14 protein-coding genes are annotated in these 19,354 nt (G+C 52.0%); 8 read left to right on the plus strand and 6 right to left on the minus strand.

Annotated elements, in window-relative coordinates; genetic code table 11:
- Positions 1-83: 83 nt before the first annotated feature.
- Positions 84-2,837: a FimV/HubP family polar landmark protein gene (locus tag M0R33_RS02360; RefSeq protein WP_292564475.1), complete on the plus strand. Its 2,754-nt coding sequence runs from the start codon at positions 84-86 to the stop codon at positions 2,835-2,837.
- 79 nt (positions 2,838-2,916) lie between these two features.
- Here the strand turns inward: M0R33_RS02360 and glcF are convergent, their stop codons facing one another.
- From glcF to M0R33_RS02375, 3 genes are read right to left on the minus strand one after another with little or no spacing between them, the layout of a single operon-like run.
- Positions 2,917-4,122 (minus strand): glycolate oxidase subunit GlcF, encoded by a 1,206-nt coding sequence (gene glcF, locus M0R33_RS02365; protein ID WP_292564479.1) that lies wholly within the window; start codon positions 4,120-4,122, stop codon positions 2,917-2,919.
- Between the two features lie 3 nt (positions 4,123-4,125).
- Entirely contained in the window at positions 4,126-5,181 is a 1,056-nt protein-coding gene (gene glcE, locus M0R33_RS02370) for a glycolate oxidase subunit GlcE (RefSeq protein WP_292564482.1), read from the minus strand.
- Positions 5,181-6,638 carry an FAD-linked oxidase C-terminal domain-containing protein gene (locus M0R33_RS02375; protein ID WP_292564485.1) on the minus strand — a complete coding sequence of 486 codons (1,458 nt, stop codon included), beginning with the start codon at positions 6,636-6,638 and terminating at the stop codon, positions 5,181-5,183. Before M0R33_RS02375 ends, glcE begins: the two co-directional genes overlap by 1 nt.
- Positions 6,639-6,881: 243 nt before the next feature.
- Here M0R33_RS02375 and M0R33_RS02380 point away from each other — a divergent pair, with 243 nt between their 5' ends.
- A complete protein-coding gene (locus tag M0R33_RS02380; RefSeq protein ID WP_292564488.1) occupies positions 6,882-10,331 on the plus strand; it encodes an AAA family ATPase in 3,450 nt (1,149 codons plus the stop codon).
- 51 nt (positions 10,332-10,382) lie between these two features.
- On the opposite strand, the gene M0R33_RS02385 is transcribed toward M0R33_RS02380, so the two are convergent.
- The 3 genes from M0R33_RS02385 to M0R33_RS02395 form a co-directional block, all read right to left on the minus strand.
- The gene (locus M0R33_RS02385; RefSeq protein WP_292564491.1) at positions 10,383-10,772 is read right to left on the minus strand and encodes an exosortase system-associated protein, TIGR04073 family; all 390 of its coding nucleotides are present in this window, start codon (positions 10,770-10,772) and stop codon (positions 10,383-10,385) included.
- A gap of 173 nt (positions 10,773-10,945) precedes the next feature.
- Positions 10,946-13,222, minus strand: coding sequence for a Tex family protein (locus M0R33_RS02390; RefSeq protein ID WP_292564494.1), 2,277 nt, complete (start codon positions 13,220-13,222; stop codon positions 10,946-10,948).
- Between the two features lie 187 nt (positions 13,223-13,409).
- Positions 13,410-13,607, minus strand: a complete 198-nt coding sequence (locus M0R33_RS02395) for a hypothetical protein (RefSeq protein WP_292564497.1) — start codon at positions 13,605-13,607, stop codon at positions 13,410-13,412.
- 201 nt (positions 13,608-13,808) lie between these two features.
- On the opposite strand from M0R33_RS02395, the gene pap reads away from it, so the two are divergent.
- From pap to M0R33_RS02425, 6 genes are read left to right on the plus strand one after another with little or no spacing between them, the layout of a single operon-like run.
- Positions 13,809-15,305 (plus strand): polyphosphate:AMP phosphotransferase, encoded by a 1,497-nt coding sequence (pap, locus tag M0R33_RS02400; RefSeq protein ID WP_292564500.1) that lies wholly within the window; start codon positions 13,809-13,811, stop codon positions 15,303-15,305.
- A complete protein-coding gene (locus tag M0R33_RS02405; protein WP_292564503.1) occupies positions 15,289-16,173 on the plus strand; it encodes a TRAP transporter TatT component family protein in 885 nt (294 codons plus the stop codon). The genes pap and M0R33_RS02405 overlap by 17 nt, the downstream gene beginning before the upstream one ends.
- A gap of 17 nt (positions 16,174-16,190) precedes the next feature.
- Positions 16,191-17,198, plus strand: a complete 1,008-nt coding sequence (gene dctP / locus M0R33_RS02410; protein WP_292564506.1) for a TRAP transporter substrate-binding protein DctP — start codon at positions 16,191-16,193, stop codon at positions 17,196-17,198.
- A 5-nt stretch (positions 17,199-17,203) separates the two neighbouring features.
- On the plus strand, positions 17,204-17,692 hold the full coding sequence (locus tag M0R33_RS02415; protein WP_292564509.1) for a TRAP transporter small permease: 489 nt from the start codon (positions 17,204-17,206) through the stop codon (positions 17,690-17,692).
- Positions 17,689-18,972, plus strand: a complete 1,284-nt coding sequence (locus M0R33_RS02420) for a TRAP transporter large permease subunit (RefSeq protein ID WP_292564512.1) — start codon at positions 17,689-17,691, stop codon at positions 18,970-18,972. The genes M0R33_RS02415 and M0R33_RS02420 overlap by 4 nt, the downstream gene beginning before the upstream one ends.
- A gap of 12 nt (positions 18,973-18,984) precedes the next feature.
- Positions 18,985-19,347: a SirB2 family protein gene (locus M0R33_RS02425; RefSeq protein WP_292564515.1), complete on the plus strand. Its 363-nt coding sequence runs from the start codon at positions 18,985-18,987 to the stop codon at positions 19,345-19,347.
- Positions 19,348-19,354: the final 7 nt, after the last annotated feature.

Consider the following 19,354-nt stretch of genomic DNA (forward strand, 5'->3'; position numbering starts at 1 on the left):
TAAGATTAGCAAGCGTCTTTAATGAGTCGGACAATATGCATCTGATTGATCGTGCCGAGGTAATCCCAGTGAAGGAAAAGAATGTGAAGCACTTAACTAAAACTTTAGCGGTTGTATCGTTGCTGGCACCGATGAGCGCGCAACCGTTGGGTATCGGTGACATTGAGCTGCATTCCGCCCTGAATCAAAAGCTTAATGCGGAAATCCATCTGCGTTTGGCGGCGGGCGAAAACCCCGCCGATGTTTCCGTAAAACTGGCGCCTCCGGAAAAATTCGATCAGGCAGGCGTTCCCTGGAACTACTTCTTATCTAAAATCAAATTCAATCCTGTCGTACAGGCTAATGGTTCCATTGTGGTCAAAATCACATCTCGCGAACCCTTAACCGAACCGTTTTTAGATTTTCTGCTTGAGGTTTCTTGGCCGCAAGGTAGCCAATACCGCGAATTTACCGTTTTGGTCGACCCACCGGAAGCCTACCGGGCCCCCGTCACCCCCAGCACCTTCAATGCCGATTACCGTGTAGAACCGCTTGAAGACTATTCAAGACCGGCGCGCAAAACTCAAACCGGTAGAAAAAGCGTCCGCCAGGTGCGGGCAGCGGCCAATATCACACCGCAGACGCCGACCAGCGGCGAATACGGCCCGGTTCAAACCGCCGACACTTTGTGGCGTATAGCCGATCAACTTGGTAATGAACGCGGCGTACCGACAAACCAAATGATGGCGGCACTGTTTAGAGCCAATCCGGACGCCTTCAACCGAGGCAATATAGACTCGCTAAAGGCAGGTGCGGTATTAAAAATCCCGGCAACCGATGCCATTTTGCAATCCTCCGGCGAGCGCAAACCGACCCGTAAAACGTCTAAGCCAACCACGGATTCCGTTGCCGCCAATAAAGCCCTGGAATTAATCGCTCCTACCGAAGCCAAAATCACCGAAAACACCAGTCCCGTCGGACAGGTCAAACCCGGACAAGAGCAGGGCGAAAGCCCGGCAAGCGGCGAAGGCGCCAGCGGTGCTACATCCGACGGCAAGGATCTTGAGCTGCAAAGCCGCATCGATCGGCTCGAACAACAGCTAAACATGATGCAACAATTGCTGGCGTTGAAAGACCAGCAATTGGCTGCTCTGCAAAGCAACGACCAGCAAGCAGCACAACAGGCCGCCGAAAGCGCCCAAAAATTACCAACCCAACAAACGGAGCCAGTCGAACCGGAAGCGACCGCTCAACCCGAGACTGTTCCACCTCTTGAGGAATCAACCCCCGCTGGAGTAACACCTCAACCACCAGCAGAAGTCAAACCGACACCGCCAGCCGTTGAAGCTCCCAAACAGGTCAAACCCGTCCCGCCGCCTCCACCGCCGCCGGTTGACGAGGAGAGCTTCTTTTCTTCATCGACCTATTCAATGGCGATTGGCGGATTGAGCTTGGGCATTATTGGCTTACTGGGCTGGTTATTATGGCGAAAACGTAAAATTGAGAGCCAAACCAACACCGAAAGCATGTTTGCCTCGGCCAGCCAGATCAGAATGCCGGATTCAGACAGCAGCCTGTCGGTTCCAGTCATGGATATCAACAGCACCGGCGCTTACGATGTCGGCACCGTCGGTGAAAGCTCGTTTATCAGCGACTTCACACCCAGCGATTTCGAAGCGTTCGACACCGATCAAAGCGATATCGACCCCATGTCGGAAGCGGATGTGTATTTAGCTTATGGCCGTTACCAACAAGCCGAAGATTTAATTCGCCAGGCGATTAAAGAGCAACCGGATAAAGACGATTACAAGCTCAAGCTGCTTGAAATTTTTTATGCCAATGAAAATAAAGAGCGCTTCGCCGAATACACGCAAGAACTGGCCGAGGCAGGCAAAAACGCCGATCGTTCGTTCTGGAACAAAGTCTCGGACATGGCCAAGGAAATTATTCCGGAATCGACTTTATTCGGCGGTCTGGCAACGGCTGTCAATCAAAAGTCACCCCAATCGCCAGCGGCACAGCCTCATGATGTACAGTCCAGCCAACCGGCGAATTTTGAAACCGACGATGATGATTTTAACTTTGAAGCCGCATCAACCAACGATGACTTGATTGATCTGAAAGCCCCCACGCTGCCGGATATGGAATTAATGGATGAGATTAATTCCGAATTGGCCGAAATGCAATTAACCCTCCCGGACGATGAATCCGACAACAGTAGTCTGGATTTCGATCTCAGCTCATTCGATAAACCGACGAATAAGGCAGAAGCAACGGATCAGCCTATTGAGCCGGTCGCAGACATCGAATCGATCGATTTCGATTTAAGCGGGTTAAGCGATAGCGGCACGGAAGCAACTGAAGACGCGGACGGCAAGGCCAGCGCTACCTTAGAAAGCTTCGATTTCAATTTTGATCTCGATTCGACACCGTCAGCAGCAGACAAGGCAAGCGACGGCGAAGCACCTGCCAAAAGCGATGAGCCGCTGGACATGGCCAGTCTGGAAAGCTTTGAATTCCCTGAGTTCGGCGAAGATGAACCCGAAGAAAAACCAGCTCCAGCTGCAACCCCAGCTCCCGCCGAACCTTTAAGTGAGGCGGTTTCCGAAAGCGCCGATGAATTCGACTTTAACTTCGACTTTGAAACCCTCGGCGGCGAAAGCATTGATGATGATATTGATTTTGGCGTCTCCGATCTGACCGATATGGATGAGTTTGAAACCAAAATCGACTTGGCGAAAGCCTACATCGACATGGGCGATGCCGAGGCGGCCAAATCCATTGCGACGGAAGTCTTGGAAAAAGGCACGCCCGAACAAAAACAAGCCGCGCAAGCTTTGCTTGACGAGCTGAAATAACCGCTATATTCGATTATCTATCGATCTGCTTGAGTTAAATCAAGCAGATCGTCTTCAGGTTTTCCCGGCTGAACATTCATCATTGGCCGACCAATAGTTCAATCCAATGCACAACCGGCAGATCCGACTTTTCCTGCAATTGCAACCAGCAGCCAATATTGGCCGTAGCAATCAATTCGGGTTGATCCGCTTGTAACGCTTGGATTTTAGCCTGCTGCAACAGCCCCGACAGCTCGGGTTGCAACAAAGCATAACTGCCCGCCGAACCACAACATAAATGCCCATCGGCAACCTGAGTCAGCTTAAATCCCAACTTTATCAACAACCTTTCAACTTCACCGCTCAGCCGTTGTCCATGTTGCAGGGTACAGGGCGAATGAAAAGCGATCCGGCGGGGTGCGGCGGTAAAGGCCGTCAAATCCTCGGCCAGCAAGATTTCGCCAATATCCTTAGCCAAGCCTGAAATATGCGCGGCCTTCCGAGCGTAGGAGGGGTCGTGCTGTAATAACACCCCATATTCCTTAACGGTTACACCGCAACCACTCGCGGTCAAGACTATCGCCTCAACGCCGTTTTCGACCGCCGGCCACCAGGCATCGATGAGCCGTCGCATGCTATCCAGACCGCCTTGCTGATCGTTCAAATGATATGCCAACGCGCCGCAACACCCCGTGGAGGGAAGATCGACTACACTAATGCCTAACTGATCCAGCACCTTTGCCGCTGCGGCGTTAATTCGCGGCGCCAGAGCCGGCTGTACGCAACCTTCCAATAACAGCATACGCCGCTGATGCCGCTTGGCAGGCCTCGCGCCGGCTGCTTGCAAAAGCGGCAGCTTGCGTTTAACCCGTGCCGGCAACAAGGGACGGCATAGTCTTGCCATGACCAACAACCCGGCAAATCGCTGCGGAAAAGGCAAACAAAACAACATCAATTGTCGAAGCAGACGCTGATGCCAGCGGCGCGGCACCTGTTGTTCGACCAAATTCCGGCCGATATCCAACAAGCGCCCATATTCAACCCCGGAAGGACAGCTGGTTTCGCAGGCCCTGCAAGTCAGGCACCGGTCCAAGTGCAGCTGGCTGGCGCGGGTTGCGCGATTACCCTCCAAGACCTGCTTTATCAGATAAATCCGCCCGCGCGGCCCATCCAGTTCATCGCCCAATAATTGATAGGTTGGACAGCTGGCATTACAAAATCCGCAATGCACGCAATGCCGTAAAATAGCCTCGGCCTGTTGCCCCCGTGGGCTGGATTTAATGAAATCGGCGAGTTGGGTTTGCATGCGTCAGGAAAATAGCCGACCGGGATTAAATACGCTTAACGGGTCGAATGCCAAACGAATGTTTTGTTGCAAACCCAGCAAATCGCTATCCAGCCGCAACCAATCGGATTTATCCTCACCGCGATAACAAATCGCGTGACCGCCATGCGCCGCCGCCGCGGCATGAATCGCTGCAGCAGGCATATCGGTATTTAGCCAACGCAAGGCCCCGCCCCAATCCAGCAAACCACGCCCAACCAAATCCAAAGGCGCGGTTGCGGGCGCCACGCTGATGCGCCACAAGGTACCGGGTAATTGAAAAAAACCTATGCGCTGTTCGCGTAAGTCATGCCAAAACCTATCGCCGGCCGGATCGGCGTCACCCGCCAGTTGTTTGGCGACGGCTGTTAGGGCCGTCTCGGCACCGGACAATCTGATCCGCAGATACTCACCATCGTAAGCGCTGCCGGAAAGCGGCCAGGGTTGCCCGGATAATTGCTGCATTCTGCTTAAAGCCTGCTGCTCCGTACACGCACAAGCTAGGGTCAAATCGGTTTCAGGCACGGGTAATACACGTAGAGACGCTTCCAGTAACACCCCTGTCGTACCCAAGGCCCCCACCATCAAGCGCGACACATCGAACCCGGCCACGTTTTTCATTACGCGCCCGCCGAAATTTAGTATCTGCCCGCGCCCGTTAATGATTTTACATCCCAGCATGAAGTCGCGAGCGCTGCCGGCAAAAGGCCGTCTCGGCCCGGAGAAGCCGCATGCCAACGTGCCGCCCAACGTCGCTTGACCGGTATAATCCGGCGGCTCAAACCCCAGCATTTGCCGATGACCGGCCAACAACTCGGCGATATCCGCTATACGGCTACCCGCCCGTGCTGTAATAACCTGTTCGCTGGGCTGGTAATCGATCACTCCGCAGTGATCAGCTGTGTTTAACCAGGCTTCGGCCGCGCAATGTCCGCCGTAAAATGCCTTGCTGTCGCCGCCGACAATACGTAAAGCACCGCCGGTTTCGACCGCCTGCAACACCTGTTGTTGTAATTGAGTACCGATATCCAGATCGTGCATTAAAACCGTTCCAATTCCGGGTGCGGCAGTTGACCGTGATGCACATGCAGATGCCCCAGCTCGGCGCATCGATGCAGGGTCGGAATGGCTTTACCGGGGTTGAGCAAGCCAAAGGGGTCGAATGCCCGCTTAAGCCGATGAAACTGCGCCAGTTCGGCCGCCTGAAACTGCACGCACATCTGCGCCAACTTTTCGTGACCGACGCCGTGCTCGCCGGTAATGGTGCCGCCTACCGCCACGCACAGTTCCAGGATCTGGCCACCCAGCACCTCGGCTTTTTCGAAATCACCCCGTATGCGCGCGTCGTATAAAATCAACGGATGCAAATTGCCGTCACCGGCGTGAAATACATTTACCACACTCAAACCGCACGCTTCGGCCATGGCGCTAATCCGTTGCAATACGCACGCAAGCTGTTTGCGTGGGATGGTGCCGTCCATGCAATAGTAATCGCTGGCGATGCGGCCGACCGCCGGAAATGCCGATTTGCGGCCGGCCCAAAAGCGTCTACGTTCCGGTTCGTCACTGGCGGTCCGAATCTCGACCGCCGCATTGTGTTGCAATATGCCAATGGCACGCTGGCTGTCCGCCGCCACCTGCTCCGGCATACCGTCCAGTTCGCACAATAAAATGGCCGCGGCATTCACCGGATAACCGGCGTGCACGAACGCTTCGGTAGCCCTGATAGCGGCGTTATCCATTAATTCCAATCCGGCCGGCGTTAAGCCGTCGGCAATTAGCGCCGCAACCGCCGCGCCGGCCTGCTCCACGCTGGCAAAAGCCGCCAACAACACCTGGGTTTGCGGCTGCAGCGGCAACAGCCGCACGGTAATTTCAACCACCACGCCGAGTAATCCCTCGGAACCTATAGCCAAAGCCAATAAGTCATAGCCCGGCATATCCAGCCCGCTGCCGCCCAAAGTCAATAACCGGCCTTCCAATGTGACTAACTTGATTTGCAACACGTTATGCACCGTCAAACCGTATTTCAGACAATGCACGCCACCGGCATTTTCGGCCACGTTACCGCCTATGCTGCAGGCAATTTGCGAGGAAGGATCCGGGGCGTAATATAAACCGTAAGGTTTGGCCGCTGCGGAAATAGCCAGATTGCGCACGCCAGGCTGCAATGTGGCGGAACAGTTTAACGGGTCGACCGCCAGAATCCGGTTCATTTTACTCAGACCCAAGACGATTCCGCCGCTTACCGGCAAGGCACCACCTGAAAGCCCCGTGCCCGCGCCTCTGGCCACCACCGGAATGCTATGCTGGTTACACAGTTTCAACAGCGCCCGCACCTGCGCGACAGAGTCCGGCAACACCACCAAATCCGGCACTTGGCGATAAGCGGACAAGGCGTCGCATTCGTACACCCGCAGGGATTCCGGGTCGGAAATCACTTGACGATTCCCGAGCAAGACTCGGCATTGCTGAACAAATGCGGCTGATAACGGCATGCTAATTCTACGAAGAACGCTACTAAATGATAGCTTACGGGCTAAGCTTACCCCAAGCCGGGGATAAGCCGAAAATATTCCGAAAAACGATATAAAACCAATGCGGTTTGTTTTTGTTTAGCAAAATCCCATCGTGTATCATGACAGGTTAACGGTTGAACCCCGAACAGGTTATTTTTGGGCAGCACGATCTGCCGCAGCCGCAAGACAAAGCCCAATAAATGCCAGATAAATCATAAATTTATGAAAATTCTTAATATTTTTTTCAAAAACATCAATTCTCTGGAAGGCGAAGGGCGAATTTATTTCGATCAAGGCCCGATTGCCGATAGCGGGGTTTTTGCCATTACCGGCCCTAACGGCTCCGGCAAATCCAGCATATTGGATGTGATCACCCTGGGCCTGTACGGCGAAACATTCCGTTTCGATAAACCGGCCGCCCACGTAATGACCAAACAGACCGATGAATGTTTTGCACAAGTTGAATTTGCCTTGGGAGAAGATAAATATCGCTCGACTTGGCAGGCGAAACGTAGCGATACCACGGAGAACGCGATTACGCTGTTACCGAAAATGACCCTTACCCGCCTGAACGGTCAAGAATTATTACTGGCGGAGACCCCCAATCAGGTCCGCCATCGTATAGCCGAGCTGACCGGCATGGATTTTCATAAATTCAGCAAATCCATCGTGTTGCCGCAGGGCGATTTTGCCGCCTTCCTGAATGCGCTGGACAGCGAACGCATGGACATTCTGGAAAAAATCAGCGGCACCAATCTTTATGCCGATTATCGTCAGCAAACCGAAGCTCGGTTCAATCAGGCTCAAACCCGTTTGACCCAATTACAACAGGATATCGGCAGCCTGCCTCTGTTAAGCCCGGAAGCACTGGAAGCCGCCGCGCACGATCTGGAGGATTTCAAGGAACAAGTGGCGGAATTCAAACAGCAGCAAACACAAACCCGGCAACAGCTGGCCGGCCTGCAGAACGTAGCCGAGCTGGAAGATAAGCAACAAAGGCTGCACGGTCAACAGCAAGGCTTGCTGAAAAAAATTCAGGAATATCAGCTCGATTTACAACGCATTGCCGACAATCAGCAGGTGTTGCAATTTCGCACGGAAGTCGCGTTGTTGGATAGTAAACAGGCCTTGATCGAACAAAACCAAGCCACTTTGGACAATTACCGCAACGAGTTGTCCATGTTGCAAAATCAGCTAGGCACACAAGCCAGTCCGCAAACTTTGCCCGTTTCGGAAAAATCGCTGAGCGAACAAAAACAAGCCGTAGACGCACTCAAATTATCGCTTAGCGAATTGAAGCTGGAATTACCGCGACAGCGGGACCTGGCGCGATCCATACAGCAACAGCTGACTGACAATCAATCCAGCTTAGCGGAAATAGAGCGCTGGTTTCAGGCCCATCAAGCCGATGCCAGCCTACTGGATGACTTTCCCGACGTGGTCCGTTTACGTAAACTCAGAGCCGAACGCATCGAGTTAAGCGGAAAACAGAAATCCCAGGCCGGTTGGACCAAAAATATCACCGCCTCGCTGAAAAAAAACAAGTCCGCCCTGCAATCCACCCAGGAAGATTTAACCGACCTAAAAGCGCAGATTGAAACCGATCAACAGACTTTACTCGATATTGCCCAAAACAGAAGCTTAGAGCAACTGCAGGAATTGCAGCAGGAACAACAGGCGCGCGTCATCGACCTACAGGAGTTATTATCGTTGGCCGGCGTGACAGCCAAACTCAGCGACCGAGGCCTGCTAGGCTGGCTGGGCATCAAAAAACGCACAGATATCGCACCCAATATCGATGAACTGCAAGCCCGGCTAGATGAGCTTACCCAGGAAATGAGCCGGGAAGAAAACATTATCAAAGTGCTCGAACAAGCACTGCGGAATGAAGCGCTGATCAAAAAAATGACTGCCGACCGCGCCAAGCTGGTCGATGGCAAACCGTGCTATTTATGCGGCTCGACAACCCATCCGTTCGTACTGAAACCGCCGGTTTTTACTGACGCCAAAGCGGCATTGGTGGATCAACGCGGTAAGATACAAGCACTAAAATCGGCTATCGATATCGCCGCCACTAAATTGAAAACCGCACAAAAATTCGACTCGCAACAATCGACTAAACAGCAGCGCCTGCAACAAATGCATTCGCAATGGACCACCCTGGCCAATCGCCTGAATATCATGCGCGACGGCATGGATATCGATAATTTAGCGCTGCAAAAACACTTGCTGGCACAAGATACCGAAGAGCTGAACAAAGTCAACAATTTGGTAAAACAGTACGCCCAGTTACAACGCAATATTGCCAAAATGACGACCGAGATTGCCAGTAAACAAAACACCCAAGAACGGCTGACCAAAATGGTCCATGATCTGGAAACCGAATGGGCCAATCGCCCCCCCGAGTTCGATGAGATTGAACAACGCTATGCAACCTGCGAAGCCGCGGAAAAAGCCCTGATCGAAAAACTGGAAACCCAGTTGAGAAAGTTGGGCGAGAAGCTACCCGGCAAAGGCAAGGAAAACGCCTTGTTCGACCGACTGAATAGCCGACGCCAGGATTATCAGGTCTATCTGTTGCGCCAGGAAGGACTACAAAAAGAGATCTCGGCCCTCAACCAGCAACTGCAAGACTGCGAAAGTAAAATGGCTCATTATCAGGCGCAGATCAGCAGTAACACCACAAGCTTGGGCCAACAGGAACACCTCAGTCTGCAGATCGCCATCATCGAAAAACAAAAATTGATAGTCGACCAGGAGCAGCAATTACGCATCTCGCAGATTGAATACAAAACCATTCTACAAACCCTCGGCGACAGAATGGCCGACACCGCGTTTACCACGGTAGACGAAATCCGCGATATCATGCATTTGATCGCCCGGGAAACCGACATTCGGCAACAGCTGGATTCAGATCAGTCAAAACTGGCGGAGCTCGAACTTCAAGTACAACAACTTGCCAGCACGCTAGACACTGAAAGGACGACGGCATTAGCCCATAAGCAGACTGAACCGGAGATTCAGCAAGCGCTCAAGCGGATTACCCAACAACTGGATATTGCCGAACAGGAAGTGCAAGCCCTGGAAAACAAACTGGCCAAGCAACAACAATATCGGGAAAAACATCAAACCTTGCACGAGCAGCTTGCGGCGGAACAGCAGCAGTTTAGTCAGGCACAAGCCGAACTCAAGACGATCAATGACGACCCGGCCGGCTTCAGACACCAAATCCAACAATTGATGACGGATAAACTACTATCGCAAACCAACCAGATTCTGGAAAAGCTCAGCGGCCGTTATTATGTGCGCAGCGGCGCCAGCGAACATGGACTGGCACTGGAAATCGAAGACACCAAACAGAAAAATGCACATCGTTTGCCGCAAACCTTATCGGGTGGAGAAAGCTTTGTGGTAAGCCTGGCTTTGGCGCTGGCTCTGGCGGAAATCGCCAATAACGGCAAGGCGATCGATTCGCTATTTCTGGATGAAGGTTTTGGCAATCTGGATGCGGAATCGCTTTATTTAGCCATGAGTACGCTGGAAACGCTGAAAACGCACGGCAAAACCGTAGGCATTATCTCGCATGTGGAAGGGGTGAAAAAACGCATCAAAACTCAAATCGAGCTGGTGAAAAAACCCAACGGCCTCAGCGAACTTAAGATGGTGGCCTGATCAATCAAAAGGCAACAGCCAAAAACCGCCGACTGCTGCCTAAAAACCGGCTTATCGGGTAGGCTCGCCCACCATGGCCGGCCCGTAAGTGGTTTCGGCATAAAAATCGTCCCACACGTAGTTTGGATAGACTATCGGATAAGTTGGAATAGGCGATGAAATCAGATCGACAACCCCAACCCCCATGCGGCCGGCCATATTCAAGATGCCTTTGAAGCTTCCGCCGATCAGACCATAGGCAAAGTTGGACTGGTTGTTGACGATGATGATGTTTTTAGGAATTTCCGCCACGCCGGTGGTAATGTTGGCCAAACCACTCAACACTTTGCGGCCAAATATTTCACCGTAGGATTCGTCGTCCGGTTCAGCCAGAGCCGGTGTTGCAGCAGTAAAAAAACCAATCAGCATGATGCATGCGAGGCCATGGGTTTTATATTTCATATCTTTTCCTGTGAATGGTGTCAATCGCAGCAAGTCATGGTATATCACGTCCTCCCGTAAAACACCGCAAGTTGACGAACGGCATCCGGAGTAAACAAGTATTATTTAGTCACAAACACTCGCCGCCCAAGCCCACTGCATACGGGAAAAAAGTATAGCAGAGCATTTTTATTTTATTTTTTCAGCGCCTTGGCAAAAGCGTTACTCATGCTGTTTTGCAAAATGGGTTGCGGCTTGTGCTTGTGACTGATTTTTTGCGGTTTTTCGCTAGGCAAAATGTCGCTACTGTCGACATTTTTCTTCATACTCAAAGAAATCCGCCGCCGGGCCACATCCACTTCCAGTACCCGCACATTGACCATATCGCCGGCTTTCACCACGCTACGCGGGTCTTTCACAAAGTCGTCCGCCAGATGAGAAATATGCACCAAACCGTCCTGATGCACGCCGATGTCCACGAAGGCGCCAAAGTTGGCCACATTGGTAACCACCCCGTCCAAACGCATGCCGGGTTGCAAATCGGTGATTTTCTCCACCCCTTCTTTAAATTGTACGCTTTTGAACTCCGGCCGAGGGTCGCGGCCGGGTTTTTCCAATTCTTGTAAAATGTCGCCGACCGTCGGCAAACCGAATTCGCTGCTGGTATAGTTAGCCTGATTCAGGCTGCGCAAGTATTGGCTTTGACCGATCAAATCCCGAATCGATTTGCCGGTATCGTCCAGAATCGCATTCACTACCGGATAGGCTTCCGGATGCACGGCGGACGCATCCAGCGGATTGTCGCCGTTCGTGACCCGTAAAAACCCTGCAGCCTGCTCAAATGCCTTGTCTCCCAAACGCGGCACTTTTTTCAATTGGCTGCGATTGGCAAACGGGCCGTTTTGATTGCGGAAGGCCACAATATTTTCACTGATACTGGCCGATAGCCCGGATACCTGCTTCAACAAAGCCGCCGAGGCGGTATTCACATCCACGCCCACCGCATTTACACAGTCTTCCACCACCGTATCCAGCATTCGGGCCAGTTGAACCTGATTCACATCGTGCTGATATTGGCCGACGCCGATGGATTTAGGATCTATTTTCACCAATTCCGCTAGCGGGTCCTGCAAGCGACGGGCGATGGAAACCGCGCCGCGTAAAGACACATCCAAATCCGGAAACTCCTTGGCTGCCAGTTCCGAAGCCGAATACACCGACGCACCCGCCTCGGACACCATGATTTTCTGAATCGGCAGATCTTTATGCTGCTTCATCAAGTCGGCCACCAAATGATCGGTCTCGCGCGACGCCGTGCCATTACCGATACTCACCAACGAGACTTGGTGCTGTTTTATCAGTCGCGCCAGCACGGAAATTGACTGGTCCCACTGGTTTTTCGGCGCATGCGGATAAATGGTATCGGTCGCCAAAACTTGGCCGGTGGCATCCACTACCGCGACTTTCACCCCTGTACGAATCCCAGGATCGAGGCCCATGGTGGCCTTTTGTCCCGCAGGCGCAGTCAACAGCAAATCGCGTAAATTGCTGGCAAACACCCGGATTGCTTCCAGTTCCGCCGCTTCGCGCAACCGAAGTTTTAAGTCCAGATCTATGCGGGTAAATACCTTGACTTTCCAGGCAAACCGCGCGGTTTCCGCCAGCCAGGCATCGGCGGGCCGGCTGGTATCATTAACATTCAACCGCTGCGAAACGAATTGAGCGCACAGCTGGTGCTCTTCCTGATCCAGTTCGGCCGGCTTCAAGGTCAGATTCAGCAAATCTTCATTTCTGCCACGGAATAATGCCAGCGCCCGATGAGAGGGAATTTTATTGATCGCTTCGCTGTAGTCGAAATAATCCGTGAATTTGGCCGCTTCCGCTTCCTTTCCGCCGACTACGCGGGAATGCAATATACCCTTGCGCCAGATCCGCTCGCGCAATTGCGCCAATAAATCGGCGTCTTCGGAAATCCGCTCCATGATGATTTGTCTGGCGCCATCAAGCGCCGCCGTGGCATCGGCCACACCCATCTCTGCATTGATATATCCGATAGCGGCTTGCTCGGGTATCAGGCCGCGATTCGCCAATATTGCCTCCGCCAAAGGCTCCAGCCCTGCTTCGCGGGCAATTTGCGCCTTGGTGCGGCGTTTGGGTTTATAGGGAAGATATAAATCTTCCAATAAGGTTTTGGTGTCGGCAGCCAGAATGGCATCCGCCAGTTCTGGGGTAAGCTTGCCCTGAGAAGCAATGCTATCGAGGATAGTTTTACGCCTGTCGTTGAGTTCGCGTAGGTAGATCAGACGCTCTTCCAACAACCGCAACTGAGTATCATCAAGTCCGCCCGTCGCCTCTTTCCGATAGCGGGAAATAAAAGGCACGGTAGCACCTTCATCCAGCAAGGCCACGGCCGCGGCTACTTGCTGGGATTTAACGGAGAGTTCTTCGGCAATACGCTGGATAACGTCCATTTTGTTCAGTTAGGCTAGTTTTTGAAAGGCGTGCATTTTAACAGCACTAAGAATGTAGAGAGGAATAAGCAGATATTGAAGGGCGAAGAATTAAAAAATTCATCCCCTCCAGACGTAAAAAAGCCACCTCTCGCCGCGGCAAGAGATGGCTAAACTGATAAGAATTTATTATTATTGTAACTTTTTCTTATTCTGCTTGTTTCAGTACGTCGTTGTTGAAGTCTTTGTGTTGTTTCAACACTTGAGCTTCAGCAGCAGCAGTAGTTTCGCTGCTCATTTGTAAATGTTTGGTTTCGTCTTGTTTCAACAGGAAAACGCCGATGATTGCGATCACAGTTACTGCAATAACTACGGTCATGGTGTTATCTTTTTCTTGTTCAGCCATTTTTAAATCCTCATTTGATTGTTGTAATAATAAAAACCCTAAAAGGGAGCAACTCGAGTTGCATGTCGAAGTTAGTATTGTTTTTGGTCGACGGGACATTTTTTACACGCAATTTTGTTTTGTGTCAAAACAAAATTTCAAAACGTGTTTTAAATCCGATTGTCCGGTAAAGTGATAAGCAAAAAACAAGGAGTTTGCATTGTGTTTGAAGTCGCCGAATTAGGACACACCGTGGAAAAATCGGTGTACAAAGAAAAATCCGCGCAATTGCGTACAGAGCTGCTGACAATTCAACACCGCCTTAAAAGCTGCCCGTTTCCGGTTATCGTCATCATATCGGGTGTGGACGGCGGCGGCAAAGGCGAAGTGATCAATCGCCTCAATGAGTGGTTCGATCCGCATTACATGCGCACGATTGCGCTGAGCGAACCCACGGATGAAGAACGTGAGCGGCCGAAATTCTGGCGATACTGGCGTACGCTACCGGCCAAGGGCACGATTGGGGTGTATGTCGGTTCCTGGTACAGCGACCCCATCGCCCAGCGGGTTTACCAAAAAATCGACGATACCGTCTTGCAAGCCGAGTTAACCCAAATCAACCAGCTGGAAGAGCTGTTGGCGGACGACGACACGCTGATCATCAAGTGCTGGCTACATCTCAAAAAAGACATGCAAGTCAAACGCTTGAAACAGCTAGCCAAAAATCCCGCCACCAACTGGCGGGTCACGGACAAGGACCGCCAGCACCTCGGACTATACGATGACTTTATCGGGGTGGCCGAAAAGGTTCTCAGCGAAACCAGCAAAGCTTATGCACCCTGGTTAATCGTGGAAGGTTCGGATAACCGTTACAGCAGCCTGACAGTAGGCCAGCATGTTCTGGAACGCATCCGACAGCATATCCTGCTACATGAAAACATCCTGACCGCATCGGCCCAACAGGAGGAACCGCCGAAAAGCCAAGTCGAACAGTATAATTTACTGGACGCCTTAGACTTGAGCCTGAAACTGGACAAATCCAGCTACAGAAAACAATTGGAAAAATACCAGGGTAAGCTCAACGAGCTCAGCCGGCACGCCTTGGCCGCCAAACGATCCAGCATACTGGTGTTCGAAGGCTGGGACGCGGCAGGCAAGGGCGGCGCCATTCGTCGCCTGACCGAGTCCATGGACGCCCGGCACTACCAAGTCATCCCCATAGCCGCCCCGACGGACGAAGAGCGCGCCCACCATTACCTCTGGCGTTTCTGGCGGCATATCCCGCGCGCCGGACAGGTGACCATTTACGACCGTAGCTGGTATGGCCGGGTTTTGGTCGAACGCGTCGAGGGCATGGCAAAAACCCGTCAGTGGCAGCGCGCCTATTCGGAAATCGTCAATTTTGAAGAGGCTATGTTGGCGCACGGCATTGTGATCATGAAATTCTGGCTGCATATCGACCATGATGAACAACTGGCCCGCTTTAAACGCCGCGAAGAAATCAGCTACAAACAATTCAAGATTACCGAAGAAGACTACCGTAATCGCGAAAAATGGGACGATTACCAAAAAGCCGTCAATGAAATGATTGCCCGCACCAGTACCAGCAAATCGTCCTGGTTGCTGGTAGAAGCCAACGACAAGTATTATGCCCGCATCAAGGTGATTAAAGCCTATTGCGAATGTCTGGAGAAAATGCTCGATGAGTCCAATAAATAACGTAGCCTTCTTTATCCCCCGCGCGGTACGAACGCTGGCGATATTATGCAGTTTGACCGGCATCAACGGCTGCAGCTATTTCGTCAGCTCAGCGACCGGGGATTTTTCCGAACGTCTGAAACAAACCATTCTGGCCCAAAATGATCCGGAAACAGTTGCCGAAGCCTTGCCGGCCTATCTGTTGATGCTGGAAGCCTCGGCCGCCGGCAACCAGGACGACGAAAGCCTGATGTTCGCAAATGCCAACCTGTACACGGCTTACCTGGGACTGCTGTCCGACGACCCTATCCGTAAACCCCGACTCAGCCGTAAAGGCCTCGATTTTGCTCTTCGCGGCATTTGTTTGCATAAACAGGATTGGTGCGATCTGCAACAACAACCCGTCACCGCCATGCCGGATTTGCTGGCGCTGGCGGAAAATGACGACATCGACAGTCTGTACAGCGTGGCTACCGCCTGGTCAACCTGGATCCAAGCCAACAAAAGCGACTGGAATGCCATAGCACAGCTGGCGCAAGTCAAACAAATCATGCAAAAAATTATTGAACTGGACGAAACCTACAAGGCAGGTAGCGCGCATGTTTATCTCGCCGTGATGGAGAGCCTGATACCTGAAACTTTGGGCGGCAAACCCGAGCTTGCCAAACAACATTTCCAACGCGCGCTTGCCTTGTCGCCCAATAATCTGATGATCAACGTCCTATATGCCAAGCATTACGCGCGCATGATTTTCGATCGGCAGTTGCACGACGCGCTATTAAAAACTACCCTTACCGCCCAGGCGACCGCCCCAGGCCTGACGTTGATTAACACGTTGGCGCAACAACAAGCACAACAATTACTCGATAGTGCCAACGATTATTTTTAATGAAACGCTACCTACCCATGAAACCGAACTTATTCAAATTCCTGGCCTTTGGCCTACTGCTTTTTAGCGGACAAACCGCCTCCGCGCTGACCCTTAAAATTGCCACCTTATCGCCGGACGGCTCATACTGGATGCAAAAAATGCGAGCCGGCGGCGAAGAAATCGAAAAACAAACCGGCGGCCGGGTTAGCCTGAAATTTTATCCCGGCGGGGTGATGGGCGACGACGCCACTGTACTGCGTAAAATGCGCTTGCATCAATTACAAGGCGCGGCGGTTACCAGTGGGGTATTGAACGGTGTTTACCCGGATATACAACTTTACAATCTGGTGCTGTTATTCCGCAACGCGCAGGAAGTCGAATATGTCCGGCAAAAAATGGATGCCGAACTGATGCAGGGTATGGAGCAGCAAGGCATGGTTGCGTTGGGATTCGCCGATGTGGGCTTTGCCTATATGATGTCCACTGTACCGATTCGGACCCTGGCCGATATGCGCAGCCAGAAAGCCTGGGCTCCGGATGACAACAAAATCGCCGTCAGCGCCCTGCAGGCTTTTGATATTTCCCCGATTCCGCTACCGCTGCGGGATGTATTGATGGGGCTGCAAACCGGCATGATCAATGTCGTGGCCGGCTCCCCAGTCGGTGCGCTGGCTTTGCAATGGCACAGTAAAATCAAATATGTCACCGACCTGCCCATGCTGTATCTTTTTGGGGTACTGGCTATCGATAAACCGGCCTTTGACCAAATCGCCCCCGCAGACCAACAAATCGTCCGCGAAATTATGGCAAGGGTAATTAAGGAAATCGACCTGCACAGCCGTGAAGATAATGAGCAAGCCATCGCCGCCCTGAAAAATCAGGGTATTCAATTCGTCAAACCCAGCCCGGAAGCAGCGGAAGAACTCAGACAAAAAATCGCCGCCACCAACAGCGAGTTTGAGAAAACGGCCGATTTCAGTCCTGAAAAAACAGCGGAACTGCATCGTTATTTGGAAGAATTCAGAAGCCGGGCCCAGCCCTGATCGTCATGGCCCTACTGAGCAAATCGTACCGCTTTCTTTTAAAAGCGGAAACCCTGCTGCTGGTTACCCTGCTGCTGTCGCTGATACTGATCGCGGTTACCCAAGTGGTGATGCGCAATGTCGTTGGCGGCGGCTTGCTGTGGGCTGATGCCTACACGCGGATTAGCGTCCTCTGGCTGGCCATGCTGGGGGCGATGATAGGCAGCCGTCGGCAAAGTCATCTGGCCATCGATGCCTTCGTGCGTTTTCTACCCGCCCGCTGGAAAAACCTCATGGCCCGACTGAGCAACGGCATGACGGGTTCGATCTGTTTTGCCGCGACCTGGTTCAGTAGCGATTTTTTAGTGCAGGAGTATCGCTATGCCGATCTGGCCTTCGCCAACGTTCCCAACTGGTGGTGCGAAGCCATCATCCCGCTGGCTTTTTTCGTCATCGCTTTGCGTTACAGCGTTGCGGCATTCTTGCCTGAAACTCAAACAAGTTTAGACCCATGACGTTTGCACTCGCCCTACTGCTAGTGGTGATGCTGTTACTGGGCGCGCCGCTATTCGCAGTCATACTCGCAGCGACCATGCTGGGTTTTTACAGCGCTGGGATAGACTTTACCGTCATTGCCGCTGAATTGTATCGTATCGCCAACACCCCGCTGCTGGTGGCCTTGCCGCTGTTCACCCTGGCCGGTTACGTGTTATCGGAATGCAACACATCGGAACGCCTACTGCGTCTGACCAGAGCCTGGTTCGGCTGGATGCCGTTTGGGCTGGCGATTATTTCTTTGTTGACCTGCGCAGCCTTCACCGCCTTTACCGGGGCTTCCGGCGTCACCATTATCGCCTTGGGCGCCCTGCTTTTGCCGGTCCTGGTCAAGGAAGGTTATCAATCCAAGTTCAGCCTGGGACTGGTTACCACGTCCGGCAGTTTGGGGCTGTTATTGCCGCCCTCGGTACCGCTGATTTTGTACGGCATTATCGTGCAACAGCTGGATATCGGCGAAAAATTCACGCTGCCGCAGCTGTTCTTGGCGGGTTTTCTGCCGTGCTTGCTGATGATTGCGTTGTTAATAGCCTGGGCGATATGGGCTAACCGAGGCGTTAAACTGGATCAAACGCCATTCACTTGGCCCGAGGCGATTGCTTCAATTAAAGCTATCGCCTGGGAACTGCCTTTACCGCTGTTCATCATGGTCGGGATTTTCGGCGGTTATCTGGCCATTTCCGAAGTAGCCGCGGCAACCGCTTTATATGTACTGGTGATCGAGGGTTTTATTTACAAGGAAATTCAACTCGCCAACCTGACGAAAATCATCAGCGATGCCATGCAGATGCTGGGCGGCATTTTGCTGATTCTCGGAGTATCGATGGCCTTTACCAATTACTTGATCGACGCCGAAGTACCCATGCATCTGTTCGGATGGGTTAAGGAACATGTCAACGACAAACTCAGTTTTTTACTGTTGTTGAACCTGTTTTTACTGGTATTGGGCGCTATTTTGGACATTTTTTCGGCCCTGGTAATAGTGGTGCCGCTGATCGTACCGATTGCGGTCAGCTACGGCATACATCCCATACATCTTGGCATCATTTTTCTGGCCAACATGCAGATCGGCTATTTGACTCCGCCAGTAGGCATGAACCTGTTCATTGCCAGCTACCGTTTCAACAAGTCCATCACTGAACTTTACCAGGCCACCTTGCCCTTCATGCTGATTTTGCTCGTCGCAGTGTTTATCATCACTTATATTCCGTGGCTTAGCTTATGGTTTCTAGCCCCCTGAGGCTCGAAAACCATGCTCAAATATTTGCATATTTTCTTGGTGGCCCTGGTTTTTATCAGCTTCACCGGCCGCGTCATTGTTGCCGAGTTCAAACCTAAACTATTAGCTAAAAACTGGTTGAAATTTACACCGCATTTTATTGATAGTTTACTGCTGCTGACCGGCATAGGGCTGGTCGTTCAAGGCCGATGGCTAAATGCCGATTACCACTGGCTTGTTGCTAAAGGTTTGATTTTGGTTGCTTATATTGGCCTGGGCATGTTGAGTATGCGTAGACATGGCCGGCAACGCTGGCTGGCGGCAAGCGGCGCACTGATATGTTTGGTTTTTATGATTGAAATTGCAGTCAGCAAAAAAATATTTGCTTTTTTTTAATAGCCGT

This window comes from Methylomonas sp., assembly GCF_023228165.1.
GTDB lineage: Bacteria > Pseudomonadota > Gammaproteobacteria > Methylococcales > Methylomonadaceae > Methylomonas.